Source organism: Siphonobacter sp. BAB-5385, from assembly GCF_002261125.1.
Taxonomy (GTDB): Bacteria; Bacteroidota; Bacteroidia; order Cytophagales; family Spirosomataceae; genus Siphonobacter.
Window position 1 is genome coordinate 1 of record NZ_NMPS01000215.1, and the last position, 21876, is coordinate 21876.

Genomic DNA, 21876 nt, shown 5'->3' on the forward strand with positions numbered 1-21876 from the left:
ACCGCCTTCGATATACACCAGGTTCGGTCCGGTCGGCTGGCCTTTAAAGCTTTTGGGCGTCGAGAAACCTTCTTTTGCGTTGTAAGCGATACCCGTGGCGGTACTGTTCTTACCAATATGCACACTATCCGGCCGCTTGTTTTTCTTACAGGACGTGGTGAGTAGCATCAATGCTCCCAGCCAATAAAAAAGCGTTTTCGTTTTCATCATAGCTTATGTATTAGGGTGTATACGGATCTGGATCTGCGGGTGCGTTAGTACCAAACTGGCGTTAACCCGCGGTAATTAGTTACAGGCAAAGCGTTCCGGTAGTTTGCAAAAAATAATGCGACGAAGCGTACCTTCAGACTTCACTTTTTGTATAAACTGCGGTGGTATATCGTAAGATGTCGTTCGTACGCATTCGTAAAAATCAGTCAGGCATACGGCTACCCTTTCTTTGGTAGCACTTCCTTTATATGTAGAAATAACCTCTCCAGACGAGCAGAGTTTAAAAAATTTTAATCATCCTTGTAGCCAATTACGCTTCCTTTTCTCGCTACGTATGAACCGTTATCTCAATCCGCTTTTCTTCTTTTACCTAGTGTTTTCGCTGTTTGCTGCGGGTAGCCTACAGGCTCAATCTTTTGCGAAAGGGGCTGATGTGGGCTGGCTTCAGCAGATGGAAGCCACGGGTTATGTTTTTTACAATGAGCAGGGAAAGCCTCAGGATTGCCTGGAAATTCTTCGGGATCACGGGATTAATTCCATTCGTTTACGCGTGTTTGTGAATCCCAATGACGATAAGATCAACGGCCATTGCCGGAAGGAAGAAGTGGTAGCGATGTCGAAACGAGCCCAGAACATGGGCTTTCGGATTATGATTGACTTTCATTATAGCGATTCCTGGGCAGATCCGGGCAAACAGGTGAAACCCGCAGCCTGGACTAATCATTCCGTCGAGCAGCTAAAGCAGGATGTCTACGATCACACGCTGGATGTGATGCAGGCTTTGCAACAAGCCGGAGTACGTCCGGAATGGGTACAGATCGGTAACGAAATTCGGGGAGGCATGCTGCGGCCCGAAGGCAGTACGGATCATTATCCACAGCTGGCCAGTTTCATTACCCGTGGCTATCAGGCGGTGAAAAAAGTGAGTCCTTCTTCCAAAGTCATCGTCCATCTGGATCGGGGGAATGATAAAGCCTACTTTAAGCAATTTTTTGATGGCATCAACGCCTATGGAGCGAAGTACGATGTCATTGGCCTGTCTTATTACCCCTACTGGCTAAAACAGGACTACACCGAATCCATTCAGAATCTACAGGAAAACCTAACGGCTCTGGTAAGCCGATACAGCAAGGAGGTGATGATTACTGAAGTGGGTGGTGAAGATACGGCCGTTGATAACACCTACGCTATGCTGGTTGCCGTACTGGATACGGTTCGAGCCGTACCGAATGGAAAAGGATTAGGCGTTTTTTACTGGGAACCGCAGGGAGCAAAAAGCTGGAGTCACTACGCGTTGAGTGCCTGGGGAGCCGATGGTAAACCCACAAAAGCCCTGAAAGCTTTCCTAAAGTAAGAAAAGGTAGAAAAGAACGGTACCCATCGCATGGCATTTCGTGCGTTTTATGGCAAAAAGACTGATGCGATGGGTACACCTTACTTATGAGCTGTTGCCCTTAACTGTTTTCCTTTAAAGCAAGCCAAACTTAAGACCAATGTTAACGGTCCAGAATGCGTTTGGGTTTACCCAGACAACCGTAGAACCGGGGCTAATTACCTCCTGCTCACTGCCCATAATGCGGTGATAGCTACCTTCGGCAAACACCCCAATTCCGATCAGCGATACAACAATTCCCAGTTTCGGGGCCACGCCAAACCGATCACTGCCATAGGTGAGTTCACGCTCATTCTGGCTGGTAATCCGGCTTTTGATTTGGTACTTACCCGCCTCCACACCCAGGTACGGGCGAATGACTCCCCGGGTAAAGGAGTACTCGATTAAACCCGTCAACGGAACCACTGTATTTTTTTGCTGGAATGCTGACTGGGTAGAGCTGATGCTGGGCATCGTCAGGTATTTGGCCGCGGCACCAATGGCTACTTTGCCTAATTGTACTTTCGCAGCAGCTCCGACGCCGTAGCTGAACTTTTCATCCTGCCACGAGGACTTCGTACCCACCCCGTGCACATACAGCCCGAACTGACTGTAGGCGGACGTGGATAACAGGCAGAAAAGGGCGAATAATCCGTATGTATATCTTCTCATTTCAAACCACTCAGGCGTGTATCAAACCGTTTGTTGTGCTTCATAAGCGATCAGACCTGCTGGAAAACCGATGCATTCTGCGATATGTAAGATTGTGCTCATGATTTGTTCAAGCTAGTAAGTATCTGGCGTTTAACCTGTAATACGCTCCTTGTTCGCCTTCTACTGAACCAAAGTATCCCATTGAACAGCACAAGATACAACCCTTCAAACCGAATGGATTTTCTGTAAAGCAAAATAGTAAGCGTATACAACTGAGAAGGGATATTTAGCCCATTTTTATACGATGATCTTACTAATAACGCTACGCTAACACGTAGTCCTTCGGCATACGAACCTAAAGTTTATAATGATTCCGTATCATCCGTTCGTAGGTCGATTCGGGTAGGATTCGTTTCAGCAGGACCGAGAGTTTTTCAAGCGGTTTTCCAATCCGGTAGATTCGCTTTACGTTTGGACTTTCAATGATAGAACCTACCAAGGGTCCAAACACGTCGGCACTAATACCCTGATCGACACTTTCGTCAATCATCTGGTACGTACGATCAAAATCCTGTTTGTAAATATTGTCATCCGCCAGTTTTGCCTTGACCCGATTCTTGTTGATATCGGTCTTCACGCCGCCGGGCTGGATGGAACAAACCTGTACGCCATACGTAGTCAGCTCCAGCCGTAACGTTTCAGTCAGTCGATCCAGAGCCGATTTCGAAGCACTGTAACCCCCCCGAAAGGGCAGACCCGCTTCGGCGGCGATGGATGAGATGTTGATAATGTACCCTTTTTGCTGCTTTCGCATGGTAGGCAGAACGGCCTGGATGGTACGTAAACTTCCCATCAAGTTTGTATCCATCACGCGTTGAAATTCATCGATGGGCAAGTACTCCAGGGGAGCGGCAATGCCCAGTCCGGCATTATTGATGAGCACATCCAGGCGACCCGATTCCTTCAAAATCCGCTCCAGGGCGTTTTGAATACTGGCCGAATCGCAAACATCCATATTCAGTGTTTTGAACGGCTTGGTCTGACGTTCAATGGATCGGGACGTGCCATAGACCTGATATCCTTTACCAGCCAAATACGTTGCGATTTGCTCCCCTAAGCCCGAAGAAGCCCCTGTAATTAATATAACCTTAGACATTTGAAACGTAGGAAAATTCGTAAACGGACGATCCAAAAGGTATGAATCATGGATTAAATGTAGGGCAGTCCTTGCCGGTTTGTATCCAAAGACGGGTTATTTTCATCAACCATCCGTTTTGAAGACTGGAATAAAGGCCGTGGGTAAGCGGCAGGTTCAGGCTGGATTACGGATTTCAAAGTCTCATTCTCTAAGTACGTATTACACGTTTAGGCTAGACCGTCAGGTACGTTTCGAGCAAAATTTTCAAAAGTCGGACCCTTTTTTTGGAAATAAGCCGAACGCGGGCCTTACCTTTGCCGCCATGCCTCCTTTCATCAAATCCATTAGCGTTGTCTTTCTGACCGGCCTTTTGCTGGTGAGGACGTTGGTGGTGCCGATGGTTTTTCTGGATTTCAGCCTGCGTCAGGAGTACATCAAAACGTACCTGTGCGAGAATCGATCTCGTCCGGAATTGCACTGCGATGGTACCTGTTATCTGGCTAAAAAATTAAAGGCTACGCAGGATTCCGAGGAAAAACAGGCCAGCCAACGCTTTTTATCCCAACTGCTTGAAATGCCCGCGGAACTTTCCGAGCTCGTCATTTCATTCAAACCCTCCGCTTACGTTTTCTGGCAGGTAGTGCCCGCTCCGGCGTACACGAGTTTCTTCCCTTCCAGTCTACCCACGGACATCTTTCGCCCTCCCAAGCTTGTCTCTTTCTTCGCATAAGGGCTTTTTTTAGTTTGCTGTTGTCGGTTTTTAGTTTTCAGTCCAACGCTTTCGATTGGATTGTAATTCACTGATGATTCGTTCACTAGTCGTCTTTAGAACGATCATGTTGTAGTACAGCTTGGAATGGCTGTAGAGGATTCACGGTTTTTCTCAAAACCGACGATTCTACGCTGGTCGATGCCTTTGTCGAAGAAGCTTCGGAGCTTCCTGTATCTGTGTAAGGTAAGTTCCTTCTTTTACTCTCCCTTTGAATTCTACGGGAGGATTTCATTCGCACGCACGTCGAATGGATCGATCCCCTTTCTTATCTATTCATGAAAACATATATCCTTCTTTTTCTGTGCCTGTTTCTAAGCGTTACGTCCCATGGCCAGTCGGACCAGGGAAATCTCAAAGGTCGTATCGTCACCTTCCAGCATGAAGCTGTCGCCGGGGCTTCGGTTACCTTACAAAACACGGGATTCGGTACCCTTACCGATGCGGAAGGGCTGTTCAACCTCTCCTCCATTCCGGCGGGAACGTATGTACTCGTGGTATCCAACGTTGGCTACACGGCTTACACCCAGCACATTCGGATCGTCGCCGGAAAAAATCCCTTTCTAAACCTTCAGCTCTCCGAAAGCCGACAGGAACTGAAGGAAGTCGTGATCAGCACCTCCCGAAATGCGTATCAGGTACTCAAATCCACTACGGCTACGCGAATGGATGTGCCGTTGCTGGAAACGCCGCAGTCCATACAGGTGGTTTCTTCGGCGGTTCTGCGGGACCGACAGGCCTTTACACTCAATGAAATTTCCAGTGCCTTTACGGGCATGAAAGCCAACAATGGCAACGGGTCCTTTCAAATCCGGGGCTTTACGGCCTATTCGCCCAATGATGCCAGCTTTTTGCTCTATAACGGCGTTCGTGGTAACCTGTTCCTCTGGAGTCAGCAACCACTTTTGTACAATATCGAATCGGTCGAACTGCTTCGCGGTCCTTCAGGAGCCTTGTTTAGCGAAGGCTCGCCGGGTGGCGTCATCAACTTTATCACGAAGCAACCCCTGGCCGAGAAACGGGCGAGTGTGGATGTATCCCTGGGCAGTTGGGCGTTTCGGCGAGCCTCGGTTGACTTCACGGGTCCGTTGTCCCGGAATCAAAAGCTTTTATACCGGGCCATTGTCGGCTACGATCGATCGAAGAGTTTTCGGGATTACCAGGACAAAGAGAATCTTTTCATCGCTCCTTCCCTGACCTACCTTTTCAGCGATCAGACTTCGTTAGCGTTAGAGCTGAACTACGCTCACCAGAAGGCCGTCCAGCAATACGACAACGGTAGTTATATCTATACGCGACCAGACGGTACTTTTGATTTCAACCGCTACCCGAATCATCTGACCATTCAAAGCCCGACGGATTACGGCCGCACCGATAACGCCTCCGCGACTTTAACCTTCAACCACCAATTCAGCAACAAACTCAAACTGACCGTGGTTGAACGGGCCGTTCGGAATGTGCTCGATTATACCGACCACATTCCGCTGGGAAGAATCAGAAATGATTCAATCAGCCGGGCGTATCAGGATTGGGAAACGGATCGATTCAGTCTGCAAACCACGGCTTTTGTTAGCTATACGGCAAAAACGGGGCCTATCGGTCATCAACTGATGGGCGGTGCGGATTATAACCGCTACGGCTGGACGCAGAATGACTATCAATACAAACTTTCTACCCGCATTTCTATTTTCCATCCGGATTATTCGAATAGCGTACCTGCCGCTTCGACACCCGCCGAAGAATCCGACGATAACCGACGCGTGACTAATTTAGTGGGTGCCTACCTACAGGATCAGGTAAGTTTGGGGGAAAAGCTCAAGGTTCTACTCTCTTTACGGTACGATAGCTATAACGGCAAAGAAACCCCGCTTTCGGATCGCGACAACAAGCAGGGCGATGCCCTACAGGCTTCGGGCTGGATTCCGCGAGTAGGCCTGGTGTACCTGCCTCGACCGAATGTATCCCTCTACGGTACCTACGTCAAGTCGTTTAATCCCCAGACGTCGAACAACGTGCGGGCCGGCGGTCCCTTTCCCACTCGGAAAGCGACGCAGTATGAACTCGGTTCAAAAGCGGATCTATTTAATGAACGGATTTCGGTCACCCTTTCCCTGTATCAAATCAATTATGCCAATATTCTGACGGCGGCTCCAACGGAAGAAAACTCTCACCGTCAGGCAGCCATTGACGGCACCCGCAGTCGGGGGGCGGAAGTTTCTTTAGCCGGACATTTAAAAAACCTGAGTCTGATTGCCGGTTATGCCTTCAATGACCACGTGTTAATCAGTACGAGTAGCTACGGAAAAAAGGGGGACCGTTTTGCCAACGCCCCCCGACACCTTGCCAATTTCTGGGCCAAGTACACGCCCGTGATTCCCGTACTAAAAGGATGGGGAATTGCGGCAGGGGTTCGCTACGTGAGCGATCAGGTGGGCCTGTTAAGCAACCAGAACTTCATTTTCCCAGCCTACACCGTTTTCGACGCCGCCCTTTCGTATCAGCGAAATCGGTATTCGCTTCAAATCAATGCCTATAATTTAACGAATAAACACTACTTCACCGGAAGCCGGTCGAGTACCACCACGGGTGGATTGGGTGATCCATTCAATGTACGGATCGGCCTTGGTTATCAGTTGTGGTAAACGTATCCATCCGGCTTCCATCCAGAAGCCCGGATCTATGCATACTTGTTGGCTTAAAAAAACGAGCAACCCTATTTTTGAATTTTACCAGTTATGGGAAAAGTAAAATTGACGCGAAGGCTCTTTAAAGTCCACAGCTGGCTGGGACTGATCAGTGGTCTTTTTCTACTTGTATTGGGACTAAGCGGTTCGATTCTGGTATTCCGACACGAACTGGACGCCTGGGCTAATCGGGATCTGTTGCAGGTGACGCCTCAGGGTACTCGCTCCTCGCCCTTGCAGCAGTGTTACGACACGATCACCCGTCGGTATCCCAATCTGGACGGGATTGCCTGGCTCAACCCCGATGCAGGCCCCACCGAGGCGTATAATTTCAGACTCTATTTCAATGATACACGTCTCTTTACCTACGATCTGGCCCTGATCTCTTTCGATCCCTACACCGGGGCCATCCTGCGGGAAGGGCCATCGGCTAATTTCACGCCCAGTTTCATCGAATGGCTATTGCAGTTCCACTTCAGCTTTCAGCTGGGCGTACCGGGAGCGGCTCTAACGGCGGTTTTTGGTCTCACCATGCTGGTATCCCTGCTGACGGGTCTGGTGGTGTACCGAAAAATGATCTGGAGAGTCCTGACTTTTCGAGTAAAAATCAACCGAAAAAACTGGCGTACGATCAGCTCAGACCTCCATCGCGTGGTTGGGGTCTGGTCCTTACTGCTCAACGTGGTCATTTTCTTTACGGGCTTCTGGATGAATTTGTTTGCGTTTCAGGCTAAAAGCTGGCGGTCAGAAACGATTCCCACGAAACCGAACACGCTTCTCTCGGTATCCCCCGACCGGATGTTGCAGCAGGCCCTACTGGCTTTTCCCGGCCTGGATCCGACCTACGTGTATTTGCCAACGCAACCCACCCGAACATTTGAAGTTCGGGGCTACACGCAGGATCAATGGAAAGGCTGGGGCAGCGGGAATTCCGTAAAAATCAATCAGCAGACGGGCAAGCTGATTTCGCTGAATCGCCTGTCAGAAAAACCACTGGGAGAGCGGATAGAGGCTACTTTTTTCCCTCTGCACGTGGGCAATTACGGCGGCTGGCCCGTGAAAATCCTATACGTGATCATTGGCTTAACGCCGGGTTTACTGTCCGTAACGGGCTTTTTACTGGCGTGGCGAAGAATTCGAAAGCCACCAGGCGTTCACCTACCTTTCAAGCTCAGTCCATCCGTTAGATGAACAGAAGTTACTGGCCATGGAAAGCCAGGTTTAATAAGTTTTCACGTTTATAAGTCTGTTTGAAATGCAAAAGGAGTGTGCTAGTTGTCACACTCCTTTTGCATTAGCGGACTTTCTGATAAATCATCTTTCCATAAACCCCATTACATCCGATACGTACGAACGTACTGACTCGGCGGCATACCGACGATTTGTTTAAATTGCCGATTGAAATTCGACATATTCGTATACCCGCAGGACTCCGCAATCTGACTCATGGATTCGCTCGACTCCCGTAGCAGGCGGCATACATTTTCAATCCGGATTTCGTTGAGCAAATGAGAGAAGGTTTTTCGGGTATGCTGGCGGAAAAAGCGACAAAACGCACCCGGTGTCAGGTTGGCTACGTTCGCCACGTCTTCCAGGGTAATGGGTGAAGCGTAGTTTTGTAACAGAAACGAAAACACCCGCTCCAGCCGGAAATGATCGTTCGGACGACTGGGACGACCGTACGAGGTCCGGGATAAAATTTCCCGTCCTTCGTCGTTAACCAGTTTATCAAGAATCTTCAGTAGAAACAAAAACTGATGGAAGGGCCGTTGCTGGGGCAACTTCCGAAACTCTTCCAGCAGGGCATTATCTTCCTGACAGCGAAGTCGCACCCCGTATTTGGCCTCGTGGAGGAGTTGCTGCAAATGCATGACTTCCGGAAATTGCATCCAGTGTTCCTCAATGGCATCAGCCAGAAAAAAGAGATTGGTTGACGTAACCCGATCCTGCTCCTGGCCGCCGGATGGAATACTCCGAAGTACGTGGGGCAGGTTGCTGCCCAGCAGGAGCACATCGTAGGGCTGAAAATGATCAATCCGATCGCCCACGATCAGCGTTCCTTCGCCTCGCTCAATCAAAGTCAATTGTACTTCAGGATGAAAATGCAACTGAGCATAAAAGGCAGAGCCATCATCTACCTGAATGCGGAAGGACCGCTGATCCACACTGGGTACCCGAAACAGTAGTGGTTTCATACCTATGAAAAGAATAGAATGTGAAGGAATAGAGCAAGTGTACTGGATGCAGGCTGTTCATCAGCTGGAATGCGATTGGTAACCGGGAGATTTCAGGGTGTTTTAGTAGTTTGCCTTCATCTGGCTGGACACCTTTCTACGACAGTCAGGCATTCCAGCGATAATCCATCAAACATCCAAAGCAACCAAACTGGTTTTGCCAGCTAAGCACTATAACGTATACAATAATACGTTATAAATATCAGCGACTTCTGCCGGGCCGTGTATGTATCTACGTTACCCGAGTCTCCTGATTTCATGCATCGCCGAGCCTTTAAATGAACCAACCTTAGGTTCGCTTTTACTAGCAAATTAAATTTCCCAGCACAGCCTTAGGGTAAAATTCGTGGAAAGATGAGAAGCCTCTATCTCAAAGATTCACTAATACTAATACAATTCTAACCTATACCGAGAAGTCAAAAGATACTTATATCCTTTGGAGTATACACCTATTCACAAAATACTGTATGGCTAAACATTCGAAAGAGCTATTTTAATTCGAAAAGAGAAGCGAATTTGAGCGGAGAAGGAAAAGAGTACAGGTTTTAAATCTGAGAATTTCTGCATAATTCTTATTCAAATTGATACAAAAATGGCCTGCTACCCCAAGAAGTGAAAATTGTATCAAAAGCCATAAAAACGCTACGCATCAAACAGTAGGTCGTCCTCTATATTTGACTTAAGCTTCGTTACAGAGCCGTACGATTTATCCATTCAAACACCAAACCATTCACTTTACTATACCTATGCACACTTTTTCAACAACGAGTCAGTAGGCCTCCGTATCCCAGCACACTTTTCCAAAAATGTACATCAGCCTGGTCCGCCTTTGGTCGCTACAGCGGAACAGTACCTAACCGAACGATAGTACATTCTTCCCTTTAGAATTTCAGTTTAAATGTCCGCTTTTTAAACAGGCGGCAGGAAATACAGCATTGGTTTTCTAAAACGCATCCGCCGATAGCCATCGGACGGCACAGGAAACGAATGACTGATTCATTGACTCATTCAGGTTCAGGAATGAGGGTGTCCACCTATTGCCCATTCAAACCGTGCGAGCTTAAACACGATCGCATGCACACCTCAACAAATTTCTAATGAATGAAAAATCTACTGTTTGTTACACTCCTTTTGTTGAGTGCCCAATTTGGTTCCGCTCAGACTGCTGAACTAAGGGGACACGTGATTTCAAGCACGAAGACGCCCGTCATCGGAGCTACCATTCGGGTCAAGGGAACAACCCGGGGCTCTATCTCTGATGCCAATGGTGATTTTACACTACGGGCCAACGATCGCGATACCCTACAGGTCAGTGCCATAGGTTATCAGCCAGCCGAAATAGCGGTGGTATTGGGAATCCGGAATATCATTACCCTGATTGATAAACAACAGGACCTCAATGAAGTCGTCGTGGTTGGGTTTGGTGAGCAGAAAAAGCTGGCTCTTACGGGTGCGATTTCGTCGGTAGGAACGAAAGAATTGACGCAAAGTCCGGTTGCCAACCTCAGTAACGCCCTGGCGGGACGATTGCCCGGTCTGACCACCCTGCAAACCAGCGGTGAACCCGGTTACGATGGCTCGCAACTCTGGATTCGGGGGATGGCAACCTTTACCGGAAATCAGAGTCCGCTGATTCTGGTAGATGGGGTCGAACGGTCGTTTGGGAGTATTGATGCCAATGAAGTTGCCACGGTATCCATCCTGAAAGATGCGGCTTCTACGGCTGTGTACGGGGTCAGGGGAGCCAACGGGGTGGTACTGGTAACCACCCGTCGGGGTACGGAAGGCCGATCCAGCATTACGGCGACCGTACAGCAGGGGGTGCAGATGCCCACCCGCTTACCAAAATATCTGGATTCCTACGATGCCCTGACCCTGTACCGCACGGCACTGAATAACGATGGCAAAAATTCAGCCATGTATACGGACGAGTACCTCAACAAATTCAGAGATCGCAGCAAGCCTGCGTACGAATATTTGTATCCGAACGTCAACTGGCTCGATGAAATGCTGCGACCTTCCGCCACGATGATGCAGGCCAACATCAACGTTTCGGGCGGTACCAGCTCCGTACGGCACTTTGTTTCCCTCTCCTACCTGCGTCAGAATGGCCTTTACAATTTCGCCGATCAGATCAAGGATTATGACATTCAGGCTCGTTCCAATCGCTACAACTTCCGCTCGAACATCGACCTGGACATCAACAAATACCTGGTGATGGAACTGAACCTGGGGAGCATCATTCGGGATAACAATTTTCCGCCCATTGGTGCGGGGGATATTTTTGGTGCCCTGCAATCCATGCAACCCTGGTTGTATCCCATGACCAACCCGGACGGCAGTATTTCCGGGCTGGATTCCAAGGCCACGAATCCCTACGGCCGGATGACGCAGGGCGGGTACCAGCGAAATTTCGAGAATACCTTACAGGCTACCAGCGGTTTTACGCTGCAACTTCCCTTCGTTACGCAGGGCCTGAGCGTACGGGGTCGGCTTTCGTTCGATTCCTATGGTTACCGGAATGTGCGTCGGATTAAAAACCTCTGGACCTACCAGTATTCACTCGCCAATGAAAATGAGACGGATCTGACCAAAGGAACGTATCGCCGCATCTGGGAAGGTACCAATACGCTTACCTACGATGTAGCCGCGAATAGCAACCGCCGTACCTGGCTGGAGTTATACGCCAACTACAACCGGATTTTTGCCCAGAAACACGCCGTGACGGGTATGCTTTTGTACAATCAGCAGAGCTATTTCGACCAGGTGGGCAACAACAACGCCATTGGCGGCTTACCGTTCAAATACAACGGCTTTGTGGGGCGAGGAACGTATGCCTACAACGATACGTATTTTGCTGAGGTCAACTTTGGTTATAACGGGTCGGAAAACTTCCCGGCGGGTCGGCGGTATGATCTGTTTCCTTCCATGTCCGCCGCCTGGATTATGTCCAATGAAGCTTTCATGAAAGAATTGTCCTTCGTCAGCCTCTTTAAATGGCGGGGTTCGGTAGGTACCGTAGGCAACGATAAAATTGGTCAGCGACGCTTCCTCTACCAAAGTACCTGGTCACTCAGTGCCGGAGGGTATCAGTTCGGCAGAGACTTCAACGGTGTAGGGTATGGCGGTGCGGCAGAAGATATGCTGGGAGCGACGAATGTGACCTGGGAGAAAGCCCTCAAATACAACCTGGGTATGGACCTGGGCTTTTTCAACGATGCGTTGACCTTTACGGGCGATGCCTTCTACGAGCGTCGGAATAACATTCTGGCTCAGCCGGGTACGGTTCCTGCCACCCTGGGTATTACCAGCTTGCCGTACCTGAATCTGGGTGAAGTGGAAAACAAAGGTTTCGAACTCGAAGCTCAGTTGCGGAAACGCTTCCGGAACATCACTTACTTCATCAAGGGTAACGTATCATACGCCCAGAATAAGATCCTGCAAATGGATGAACCGAGTTACCAGGATCGTCCCTACATCAAACGCACCGGACGCAGCATCAACGAACAGTATTCGATGATTGCGGTGGGACTGTTTCAGAATCAGGAAGAGATTGACGCCAGTCCCGACCAGTCGCAGTACGGACGCATCATTCCGGGGGACATCAAGTTCAAGGATATGAACGGTGACAACGTCATCAACGAACTGGATCGGGCCTACAACGGGAAGCTCACGGTACCCACGACGATGGCCGGTTTTGCTTTCGGCGTTAATACCGGGAATCTGGACGTGAGTGTGTTGTTCCAGGGCGGATTCGGTGGTAACGTCTGGTTGACGGGGGATGCCATATGGCCTTTCGACGGTGATGTAGGGGTGATGGCGGACGTAAAAGATAACTACTGGACGCCCGAAAATCCCAATGCCAAATACCCCCGCTTGTCCTCTTCCAAAAACGTTAACAACAATCAGATTTCGACCTACTGGATGACTTCCCGCGATTACGTCCGTCTGAAAAACGTAGAAATTGGTTACTCGCTGCCGAAGACGCTTCTTAGCAAAATTGGCGTTAAAACGGCTCGCCTGTTCGTGAATGGTATTAACCTGATCACCTGGGATAAGTTGAAAATTTTCGATCCGGAAATTCCGAACGACTCGCGGAATTATCCCCAGCAAAAAGTCTTCAACGGTGGTTTAACAATTGGTTTATAAGTCTTTAGCACGGAACAAATGAAAAAGAAATATATTAAAATCCTTTTCCTGGCTGCCGCGACTCAGTTCGTTTCCTGTACGAAGTATCTCGACGTAGTGCCTTCGGAACTGGTTACGGAAGATAAAGTCTGGGCAAACATCAACAGTGCCAATAACGTACTGGCTCACCTGTACAGCAAGTTACCTACGGGATTTGGTAACAATGGCGAGTACATTAGTGATGAAGCCTGTGCGACGGATGAAGCCATTTTTCACTGGTACGCGGGCTCCGGACCTGAACAGTATAACCTGGGTGCCTGGAATTCGGGAAATAATCCTTACGGCAACTGGGAAGCTCGCTACCAGGACATCCGCAAGGCAAATATCTTCCTGGAAAAAATTGAATCCGTACCCATTCCTGCCGAACAAAGCTCGAAATACTCGGTCCTGATTCCACAGTACGTGGCGGAAGCCCGCTTCCTCCGGGCGATGTTTTACTTTGAGCTTTTCAAACGCTACGGAGCTGTACCACTGATTACCCGTTCGCTGGATTATACCAATCAGAATGAATATTATGTGGCCCGGAATTCAACGGATGAAATCGTAAATTTCATCGTTAGTGAATGCAATGAGGTAGCGGGCAAATTACCCGACCATCATCCAGACGGTGAACTCGGACGGGCCAACAAGGGAGCAGCCCTGGCCCTGGCGGCCCGGACCCTGCTGTATGCAGCAAGCCCCTTATTCAACGGAAATACCAAGTACGCGGGTGTGGTTAACAAAGACGGCAAGGCTCTGTTTTCCCAAACGTATAACCGGGATAAATGGCTGCGGGCGGCCGAAGCGGCCAAAAAGGTACTGGATCTGGATTATAAACTCTACACATCCACCGACCCGATCAATAGCTACGAAAAGCTGTTTTATACCCGGGAATGGCAGGAAACTATTCTGCCTTATAATCACCCCAACACTAAATACATGGAACAATATCACCTGCCGTATGGAGGTGCGTTCCGGGGCTGGTCGCATTTTAGTCCGCTCGAAGAACTGATCAACAGCTATGAAATGAAAAATGGCAAGCCCATTACTGACCCTACCTCGGGTTATACCGAAACGGGCACCTGGACGGGAGCGATGGTCGGAGCCGATGGTACGACGAATTCGGTGACGCTGACCAATATTTCCAACCGTTACAAAGACCGCGATCCGCGATTTTATGCGACGATTTCCTACCAAAACAGTATGTGGGCGGCCGCTCGTACGCGAGTACCCATTCGACTGGCCTGGTGGGGGAATGGACAGGCCAACGGTTCCAACGGCTGGCCCATGCAGGGGGGCGGTACAACGTCCATCAGTGGCTATACCATTCGCAAGTGGCTCGATCCTGCCGTGGATATTGGAAACTGGAATACGTCACCCGAGGCTCGCCGTAATTACCCGATTTTCCGACTGGCCGAGTTTTACCTAGCCTACGCCGAAGCCCTGAATGAATACAATGGCAAACCGACGCCCGAAGCTTACCAGGCGATCAACACCGTTCGGGCTCGGGTCTCCATGCCAGCCCTGCCCATTCTGGCGGCGGATCAGACGCTGGAAGGTTTCCGTAAACGGGTCCAAAACGAAAATCGCGTAGAATTTGCGTTTGAAGCCCACCGTTTCTGGGATGTTCGCCGCTGGCTGATTGCAGAAACCGTAAACAATGGCCCCGTGCACGGACTCAATTCCCGGCCCATGGCGGAAGAACTACGGGCCACAGGACTGGACATCAATAGTCAGGAGGCCGGTCTGGCGGTATTCTATAAACCCGTACCCCTGCAAACCCGGGTTTCCAGTACCGCCATTACCTGATGCCCATACCGATTTCGGAAATGGACGTCAACCGTGAACTGGTGCAGAATTACGGCTGGTAATTTTAGTAATTCTTTTTATTGGCGAGACTCGCTGATGTGTGTAATCGGGACAACACACGTTAGTGAGTCTCGCCGTTTTTATTTACCAGGAAGAGTAGTTGTTCCTTTAACCTGTACAGGTTCCGAAAGATGTTTTAAAAGGTATGCTACTATTCGTTCAACAACCCCAGGAATAACTGGCTAACGCAACGGAATAAAAGATAGCCTGATGAGTAGCTCCAGCTCGGCCTACGCCTCTGGGGTGGAATTCATTTTTTCTAGGGATAAGTAGCGAAGCTGAACTGGTTGAAATTCCCCAACTACTATCCTTTGAGAATGCTCCGTTCACGCTCCGCTCGTACTTGTAACCATTCCCACTTCGCTCACGAATTACTCTTGACATCTATGAAACCATCCATTCATTTCGTTCTGGCTCTCAGCGTAGTCGCTTTTTCCGCCTGTAAAACCACTGATCACGAAGAATCCGATCCGGTTGGTGATTTAGCTCCCGTGGAGACCCTTCCGGCCAACACTTCCTACCGACCCGCATTTGAAGGACAAACCCGGGTAGCAGGCCTGCAAACTTCCGTCGGTTACGAAAGCCGGATACTCACGCAAACCCTTCGGGCTCCCTGGGGAATTACTTCGCTACCCGATGGCCGGTTGCTCATTACCGAAAAAGCAGGGTCCATGCGGATAGTAACCACGGCGGGTCAGGTAAGCCAGGCCATTACCGGCATTCCTCAGGTAAATCCGGCGGGTCAGGGAGGCCTACTGGGCGTACGGGTTGATCCAGATTTTGCCACCAATCGACTGATATACTGGGTATTCTCGGAGGCCGTTTCCGGTGGTAACGTGACGTCCGTCGCCAAAGGCGAATTATCCGCAGATGATACCCGCATTCTCAACGCTCAGGTCATTTACCGGGCTACTCCGGCATACAATGGCAACCTGCACTACGGTGGTCGGATTCTGTTTGACCGCACGGGTCATCTGATCATCAGTACCGGTGAGCGGTCGGATCTGGCCACGCGGCCCCAGGCTCAGCAATTGAATTCCAGTTTGGGCAAACTCATCCGAATTACGAAAGAAGGTCAGGCCGCCACAGGTAACCCCTTGACCGGACAATCGGGAGCCCGTCCGGAACTGTATTCGTACGGCCACCGAAATCCGCAGGGACTGGCCTTGCATCCGGTATCAGGCGATCTTTGGGAAAGTGAACACGGTCCCCGGGGCGGCGATGAAATCAACCGCATTCAGCCGGGAGCCAATTACGGCTGGCCCACGATCACTTATGGTATCGAATACAGTGGTCAAACCATTGGCTCCGGCATTCAGCAGCAACAAGGCATGGAACAGCCCGTTTATTACTGGGACCCCGTCGTGTCGCCCAGCGGTATGACGTTCTATACGGGAAACCGGATTGCTGAGTGGCAAAACAACCTGTTCATCACCTCGCTTAGTAGCAAGCATATTGTTCGTCTGGCCATTACCGATAATCGGGTCGTTGGCGAGGAACGTTTACTGGCGGGTGAAGGACAACGGTTCCGTGATATTACCCAGGGAACGGATGGTGCCCTGTACGCGATCACTGATGAGGGTCGTTTGTACCGCATTGATCGGAAGTAATTCAAATTCTGAATCCTTAATTTAGCGATCCCGCAGTCAGCTAAAATGCTCTGACTGCGGGATCGCTGTTTATATCCTTGTATCATTCGTAAATCGAGTTCTCGTACCTCTGTACTAATCCAGCTACCCCTTCATTCCTGCCTAGTACTTATCTCTCGCTTCAGTTTGTAAAGTATGGAAGGCTCCATTCCACATACGCACGCTCTACCTTTTTAACATCTATGAATATACGTCGGATTCCTACTAAAACTGGTATAGAGTTTTTACCTAACCCATTACTCGATTATTGAGTACTCACAATAAAACTTAAACTAAAAATCATGATTTATGGAACGTGAACTTATGTATTCTAACCAACCCGGTTTCATCAAGCGTATTTCCTGGAGTGCTGTATTTGCGGGTGTATTAGTGGCTATCGTTACGCAGATGCTGCTCAGCTTGTTAGGCCTGGGCATTGGTTTATCAACCATCAACCCTGTCGAAGAACAAAACCCTACCGCAGGCCTGGGTACGGGCACTGCCATCTGGTATATCATCAGCAGTTTGCTTTCACTGGTGGCCGGAGGCTGGATCGCCGGACGGCTGTCTGGCACTGCCCTTCAATTTGATGGTATCATTCACGGGGTGCTAACCTGGTGCCTGGTTACGTTGCTAACGATTTATTTTTTAACAACCACGATCGGTAGTATCATCGGAGGAGCTGGTCGCCTCATGGGTGCAGTCGTTCGTACGGCGGGCTCGGCAGCGGGTACCGTAGCCAGTGCGGCGGGTCCGGAGTTAGGGCAGGCCGTGAAAGATAAACTGGCTGAAAATGGAGTTGATGTAAAAAATCTCGATTTAGGTGATTTACGCAACGAAGTCAATACGATTCTTCGGCAAACCGGCAACCCCGCTTTGAATCCGAATCGATTGGAGCAAAAGGCCAAACAAGCGGGTAATCAGGCAGAAGCTGCTGCCGAACGGGCAGCGGAAGACCCCCAGTCAGCCAATGAAGAAGCCAATCGGTTGTTTGGTCGTCTGTTTAAACAAGGTCAGGCCACCGTCAGTCAGGTAGACCGGGAAGATGCCGTAAACGTGGTTATGAAACGTACGGGTAAAAGCCGGGCAGAGTCTGAGCAGATTGTTGACAACTGGATTAATACCTACAAACAGGCCGTAGTCAAATTTGACCAGACGAAGCAGGAGGCCGAAGCAAAAGCCCGTCAGGCCGCTGATGCAGCCGCTTCAGCCGCGTCGAAAGGAGCTATTTTCGGATTTTTCGGATTACTATTGGGTATTGTTGCTGCCAGTATCGGTGCGAAACTGGGTGCAGCCTCGACGGAAAATCTGGCGGCGTACCGCCGATCGGTTTAATAGTTAAAAAGTACCCCTTACCTTATAATCGGATGAATGGCAGGGCCGCTCCCCTACCGGGTATTTAACCCGGCAGGGATGAGCGGCCAGCCTTTTTTGAAGTAATTATTAGGTGTTTACTCTTGATCGTTCAGAGGAAGTTAGGTTTCACAATCACCCGCTGAGGCCTGGTTGAATGCATTCAGCAATGCGTACTCATTCGAACCAGGGAATGTTTTGCTTTTTTGAAAGTGTTGATTGAAACCCACCGCGGATGCAGGAATCAGATTTTCAAAAAGAGCTTATTTCGATACAGAACGTATAGTAACGAGAGTTGAACAGCGGTTACGGCTAGTGCCTGAATAACGGGTTGCCAGGGCAGGATAAAAAACTGGCTAAATCCATCGAATAGGAAATGGGCGGTATGGGCAAAATCCACGATACCATCGGAAGCCAGGTAGATTAAAATGGAATTGGTCCCGATCAGTACAAACGGAAATGCCCATTTTTGAAAGCCCTGCACATCAATGATGTAGTAGAATACGGTAAGAAATACCAAACTCCAGCCCCCCACGTAGACGGTAAATGAACTGGTCCACAGTCGTTTGTTAATCGGGAAGATCTGGTCCCAAAGCAAGCCAAGCAAAATCAGTCCTATCCCAAGTCCTAGCATCATCAACGTTTTCTGCTGCATGGATCGACGGACGTCTTTCAGCAACGTACCCGTCAGCATACCTAGCAGAGCCGTCGCGATGGCTGGTACAGTCGAAAACAAGCCTTCCGGATCATACACCGTACGGTGGAGTTTCCCGGGCAAAAACAGTCGGTCGATATACGAGGTTAGCGAGCCTTCCGGAGTCAACACGCCCGCTCCAAAACCGGGTACGGGGATCAATATCAAAGCAGCCCAGTATCCCAATAAAATTAAAAGTGCTGCTATAATTTGTCCACGCGTAGAGGTATTCAGGAAAATGATACCTGCCCCCAGCCAGGCCAGGCCAATTCGTCCCAGTACACTGGCAAAGCGGGTTTGTTCGTAGCCTTTAAACGCAAACAGGCCATTGACCACCATTCCCAGAAAAATCAGGATCACGGTCCGTCGGAGCATGGATTGATAAATGGGCCTCTTGTCGGCGAAGGACAATTGCTCGGCTGAATCAAGTCCCGCCCGTTTGAGTTTTCCCTGTAACGAATACGGCATGGATACACCCGCAATGAATAAGAAAAGCGGGAAGATCATGTCATAAAAGGTACAGCCGTTCCAATCCACGTGATGTAACTGAGACGACATCCAGAGCAATACCGGCCACCCGGTGGCTTTAGCTAGAGCATGGATGATGTGCTCGCCGCTCATGATCCAGAACATATCAAAGCCGCGTAAGGCATCCAGCGAAACCAGTCGCCCGGTTGCGATTGCAGCAACCGGGGTACCAGGGGCCGTCAGGGCGGGAGATGGTTTCATAACAGCTAAAAACGGACTGGAAATTAAGGACGATAGGCTTGCGATAAACGCTCCCGATACTTTTTATGCATTGATACGGAAAGCTGAATCGAATTGCCTTTCTCCGTAGCCGGGAACGGATTTTGTTTTTTCACCCATTGCCACTCCCATTGCCGGATGTGCTGATCGAATGCCTGGAGATCCGGCTGTTGATTGGACTGAAGCGATTTCGTCAGCAGCTGGAAAAACTGTTCCCAGCGGGGTTTGTAAAAATCGTTCAGCAGACCGCTCCACTGCCGGTTTGAGTATTCGTGTAAGGGACTATTGGCATCTCCCCACAGCGTAATCAAATCCCGGGCATTTTGTTCGTAGAGGGCTTTTTCCTCGGCATTCGTTCCCCAGCTCCGGGCATCTTTCAGCCAGGGTCCGAGCATGAAATCCTTACGGGAAGCCAGTAGCTGGTCCATATCACTAATCAGGTCCAGAAAGTCCTTACTATAGCGGGCAAAGGCCGCCTGATCTTTTTTCTGATAAGCCGTTTTCCATTGCTTCTGAACAATCAGGGCGTAGTTTGCCAGCACCTGCCGGGTTACATCGACCAGATCATACCGGAACCCGTCACTGTCCACGCCCTGCTGAGCGGCTTCAGTGAATAAATCCCAGGCGGGTAATAGCTCAGCGGGTGGATAGTTGAGTTTGGTACGCGTCCAGATCGTTGTGGAATCAAACGTAGGTCGTCCCGTAACAATCGATTCGGCTCCATCGCGAATGTCTTTGCCATTGTATACTGTGCTGCGTAACACCTGCCAGGCTTCGAGCAGTTTAGGATTCGTGGACCGGTAGCGATTCCGAGCGTATTTGGCCAGCCAGGAGTCCAGTTCAATCGCGTCCCGCTGCCAGGTATGCTGCATCATCAGCTCATAAATGACGGGGTTTTGCTCAATGGCCTCCATCGTCAAACCAATACCCACCAGCTTGCCCGCTTTCGGATCATTCAAATCCTTCGCTGGATTCGCCGCTACGCCTTCCATACGACCAAAGAGGTTGACATTACCGCCGAAGTTATTAAGCATATTCCAGATCCAGGGTTTGCCGTGAAAGGCCTCCGTACGCTTCCAGACCGGCTCGATTTCAGTGGCCAGATCCAGCAGAATCATCCCATCGTCGGGTACAGCCTTAAGCAGAGCTTCAATTTGCGGAGCTTTCCAGAATTTCCGGTCGCTGTAAAACAACCAGCCCTGCATGACCCAAACCGCTTTGGGATCGGCCTGACGCATCCCTTCGTAAATCCGCTTGCTCAGCTCGGAAAGATACGCGGGGTCGTCGGTAGGTGGTTCGTTTTCGTTGAAGGTATCGGCAGAATAGAGGTGATCCGTACCAAAAAGCTTCGTCTGTTTTTCAAGGAATTTCTTACCGATTTCGGCAAACAATGGGTCTTCCGAATCCAGAATGTACGTATCGGCAAATCCGTTGGTCCAGTTGGTGGCCTTGAGTTTCGCCTGAGGATATTTCTTACGGAAAGCGGCGGGTACGTGTCCTGTAAAGGCGGGCAGTACGGGTTTCATCCCCAATTCCCGTTCCCGTTTTACAATCTGTTCCTGAAGCGTTTTGTGACTATCCATCCAGCTTTGCGGCAGGGGTCCACCCCAGCCGTCCAGATTTCCCATCCAGAACCACGAAAAATACGCCGGGCCGCTGAAGAAATCCTGTAAATCTTCTTTCGTGAAGCCCATGTCCTTGTAGACTTCATTCCAGGTATACTCTTCTCCGGTAATGGCCAGCGGCATGTTGATCCCGTGCAAAGCCATCCAGTCGATTTCGCGTTGCCAGCGGGGCCAGTCCCACCAGCTCATGCTGTAATTGAACGTACAATAGTTGAGGTAATAGCGGTACTGATACGGTGAGCGTTTGCTTACTTTCGTCGGAACTTTGGGTAAGGGTGAGGGTAGATTGAGGTTCGTACCGTTCCAGGTAACCTGGCAATGGGCGTATTCCGTCAGGTAGTGATACAGGGCCGAGGCTACGGCTACGCCGTTATTCCCCCGGAGAACGATTTTTCCTTTGGTACTTTCTACTTCAAAAACATTTTCATCGGAAGCACTGGGTAAAGCCTCCACCGTAAAAGCGGAATGGTGTTTGGGAATGACCCGCTGGATCAATTGGCGGGAGGCTTGTACATTCAGCTGGGCCCAGGCCGCCGAAATGCTTAGTACGCCAGCCAGTAGCAGCGATGAGCAGGAACGGGATAGATTCATGGTTCAAAAATGTAGCGGAAAAATGGACCGAAGGTCCTCGAACAGCAAACGATGCAAAGGATCTCAAACGCCCTTTATTGCCCTGCAGAAAGATCGTGTGGTAAGTTTTTCAACGAAGAACGACGGATCGTCCTTCGTTGA

14 protein-coding genes and 1 pseudogene are annotated in these 21876 nt (G+C 49.8%); 9 read left to right on the forward strand and 6 right to left on the reverse strand.

Going from position 1 to position 21876, the window contains the following annotated elements:
* Positions 1 to 210: pseudogene (locus BWI93_RS22530) on the reverse strand (hypothetical protein); the annotation flags it as partial.
* A gap of 334 nt (positions 211 to 544) precedes the next feature.
* Here BWI93_RS22530 and BWI93_RS22535 point away from each other — a divergent pair.
* Entirely contained in the window at positions 545 to 1564 is a 1020-nt protein-coding gene (locus BWI93_RS22535; RefSeq protein WP_094815471.1) for a glycosyl hydrolase 53 family protein, read from the forward strand.
* Between the two features lie 114 nt (positions 1565 to 1678).
* Here the strand turns inward: BWI93_RS22535 and BWI93_RS22540 are convergent, their stop codons facing one another.
* Together BWI93_RS22540 and BWI93_RS22545 are read right to left on the reverse strand one after the other, a co-directional pair.
* Positions 1679 to 2254, reverse strand: coding sequence for a hypothetical protein (locus tag BWI93_RS22540; RefSeq protein ID WP_141217566.1), 576 nt, complete (start codon positions 2252 to 2254; stop codon positions 1679 to 1681).
* Between the two features lie 337 nt (positions 2255 to 2591).
* Positions 2592 to 3392 carry an SDR family oxidoreductase gene (locus BWI93_RS22545; protein WP_094815503.1) on the reverse strand — a complete coding sequence of 267 codons (801 nt, stop codon included), beginning with the start codon at positions 3390 to 3392 and terminating at the stop codon, positions 2592 to 2594.
* 304 nt (positions 3393 to 3696) lie between these two features.
* Here BWI93_RS22545 and BWI93_RS22550 point away from each other — a divergent pair, with 304 nt between their 5' ends.
* The 3 genes from BWI93_RS22550 (at position 3697) to BWI93_RS22560 (ending at position 8018) form a co-directional block, all read left to right on the forward strand.
* Positions 3697 to 4104, forward strand: coding sequence for a hypothetical protein (locus tag BWI93_RS22550; protein WP_102202433.1), 408 nt, complete (start codon positions 3697 to 3699; stop codon positions 4102 to 4104).
* Positions 4105 to 4421: 317 nt separating this feature from the next.
* On the forward strand, positions 4422 to 6785 hold the full coding sequence (locus BWI93_RS22555; RefSeq protein ID WP_094815477.1) for a TonB-dependent receptor: 2364 nt from the start codon (positions 4422 to 4424) through the stop codon (positions 6783 to 6785).
* Positions 6786 to 6878: 93 nt separating this feature from the next.
* Complete coding sequence (locus BWI93_RS22560) at positions 6879 to 8018, forward strand: PepSY domain-containing protein (RefSeq protein WP_094815479.1); 1140 nt, start codon at positions 6879 to 6881, stop codon at positions 8016 to 8018.
* Positions 8019 to 8161: 143 nt separating this feature from the next.
* Here the strand turns inward: BWI93_RS22560 and BWI93_RS22565 are convergent, their stop codons facing one another.
* Positions 8162 to 9022, reverse strand: coding sequence for an AraC family transcriptional regulator (locus BWI93_RS22565; RefSeq protein WP_094815481.1), 861 nt, complete (start codon positions 9020 to 9022; stop codon positions 8162 to 8164).
* A 1140-nt stretch (positions 9023 to 10162) separates the two neighbouring features.
* On the opposite strand from BWI93_RS22565, the gene BWI93_RS22570 reads away from it, so the two are divergent.
* The 5 genes from BWI93_RS22570 (at position 10163) to BWI93_RS22585 (ending at position 18060) form a co-directional block, all read left to right on the forward strand.
* Positions 10163 to 13210 (forward strand): TonB-dependent receptor, encoded by a 3048-nt coding sequence (locus tag BWI93_RS22570; protein ID WP_094815483.1) that lies wholly within the window; start codon positions 10163 to 10165, stop codon positions 13208 to 13210.
* An 18-nt stretch (positions 13211 to 13228) separates the two neighbouring features.
* Positions 13229 to 15037, forward strand: coding sequence for a RagB/SusD family nutrient uptake outer membrane protein (locus BWI93_RS22575; protein ID WP_094815485.1), 1809 nt, complete (start codon positions 13229 to 13231; stop codon positions 15035 to 15037).
* A complete protein-coding gene (locus BWI93_RS29775) occupies positions 15037 to 15099 on the forward strand; it encodes a RagB/SusD family nutrient uptake outer membrane protein (RefSeq protein ID WP_141217567.1) in 63 nt (20 codons plus the stop codon). Before BWI93_RS22575 ends, BWI93_RS29775 begins: the two co-directional genes overlap by 1 nt.
* Positions 15100 to 15483: 384 nt before the next feature.
* On the forward strand, positions 15484 to 16707 hold the full coding sequence (locus tag BWI93_RS22580; protein ID WP_094815487.1) for a PQQ-dependent sugar dehydrogenase: 1224 nt from the start codon (positions 15484 to 15486) through the stop codon (positions 16705 to 16707).
* A gap of 327 nt (positions 16708 to 17034) precedes the next feature.
* Positions 17035 to 18060: a hypothetical protein gene (locus tag BWI93_RS22585; protein WP_094815489.1), complete on the forward strand. Its 1026-nt coding sequence runs from the start codon at positions 17035 to 17037 to the stop codon at positions 18058 to 18060.
* A 262-nt stretch (positions 18061 to 18322) separates the two neighbouring features.
* On the opposite strand, the gene BWI93_RS22590 is transcribed toward BWI93_RS22585, so the two are convergent.
* Complete coding sequence (locus BWI93_RS22590) at positions 18323 to 19501, reverse strand: acyltransferase family protein (RefSeq protein ID WP_094815491.1); 1179 nt, start codon at positions 19499 to 19501, stop codon at positions 18323 to 18325.
* A gap of 23 nt (positions 19502 to 19524) precedes the next feature.
* Positions 19525 to 21735 carry an alpha-N-acetylglucosaminidase gene (locus BWI93_RS22595; RefSeq protein WP_094815493.1) on the reverse strand — a complete coding sequence of 737 codons (2211 nt, stop codon included), beginning with the start codon at positions 21733 to 21735 and terminating at the stop codon, positions 19525 to 19527.
* Positions 21736 to 21876: the final 141 nt, after the last annotated feature.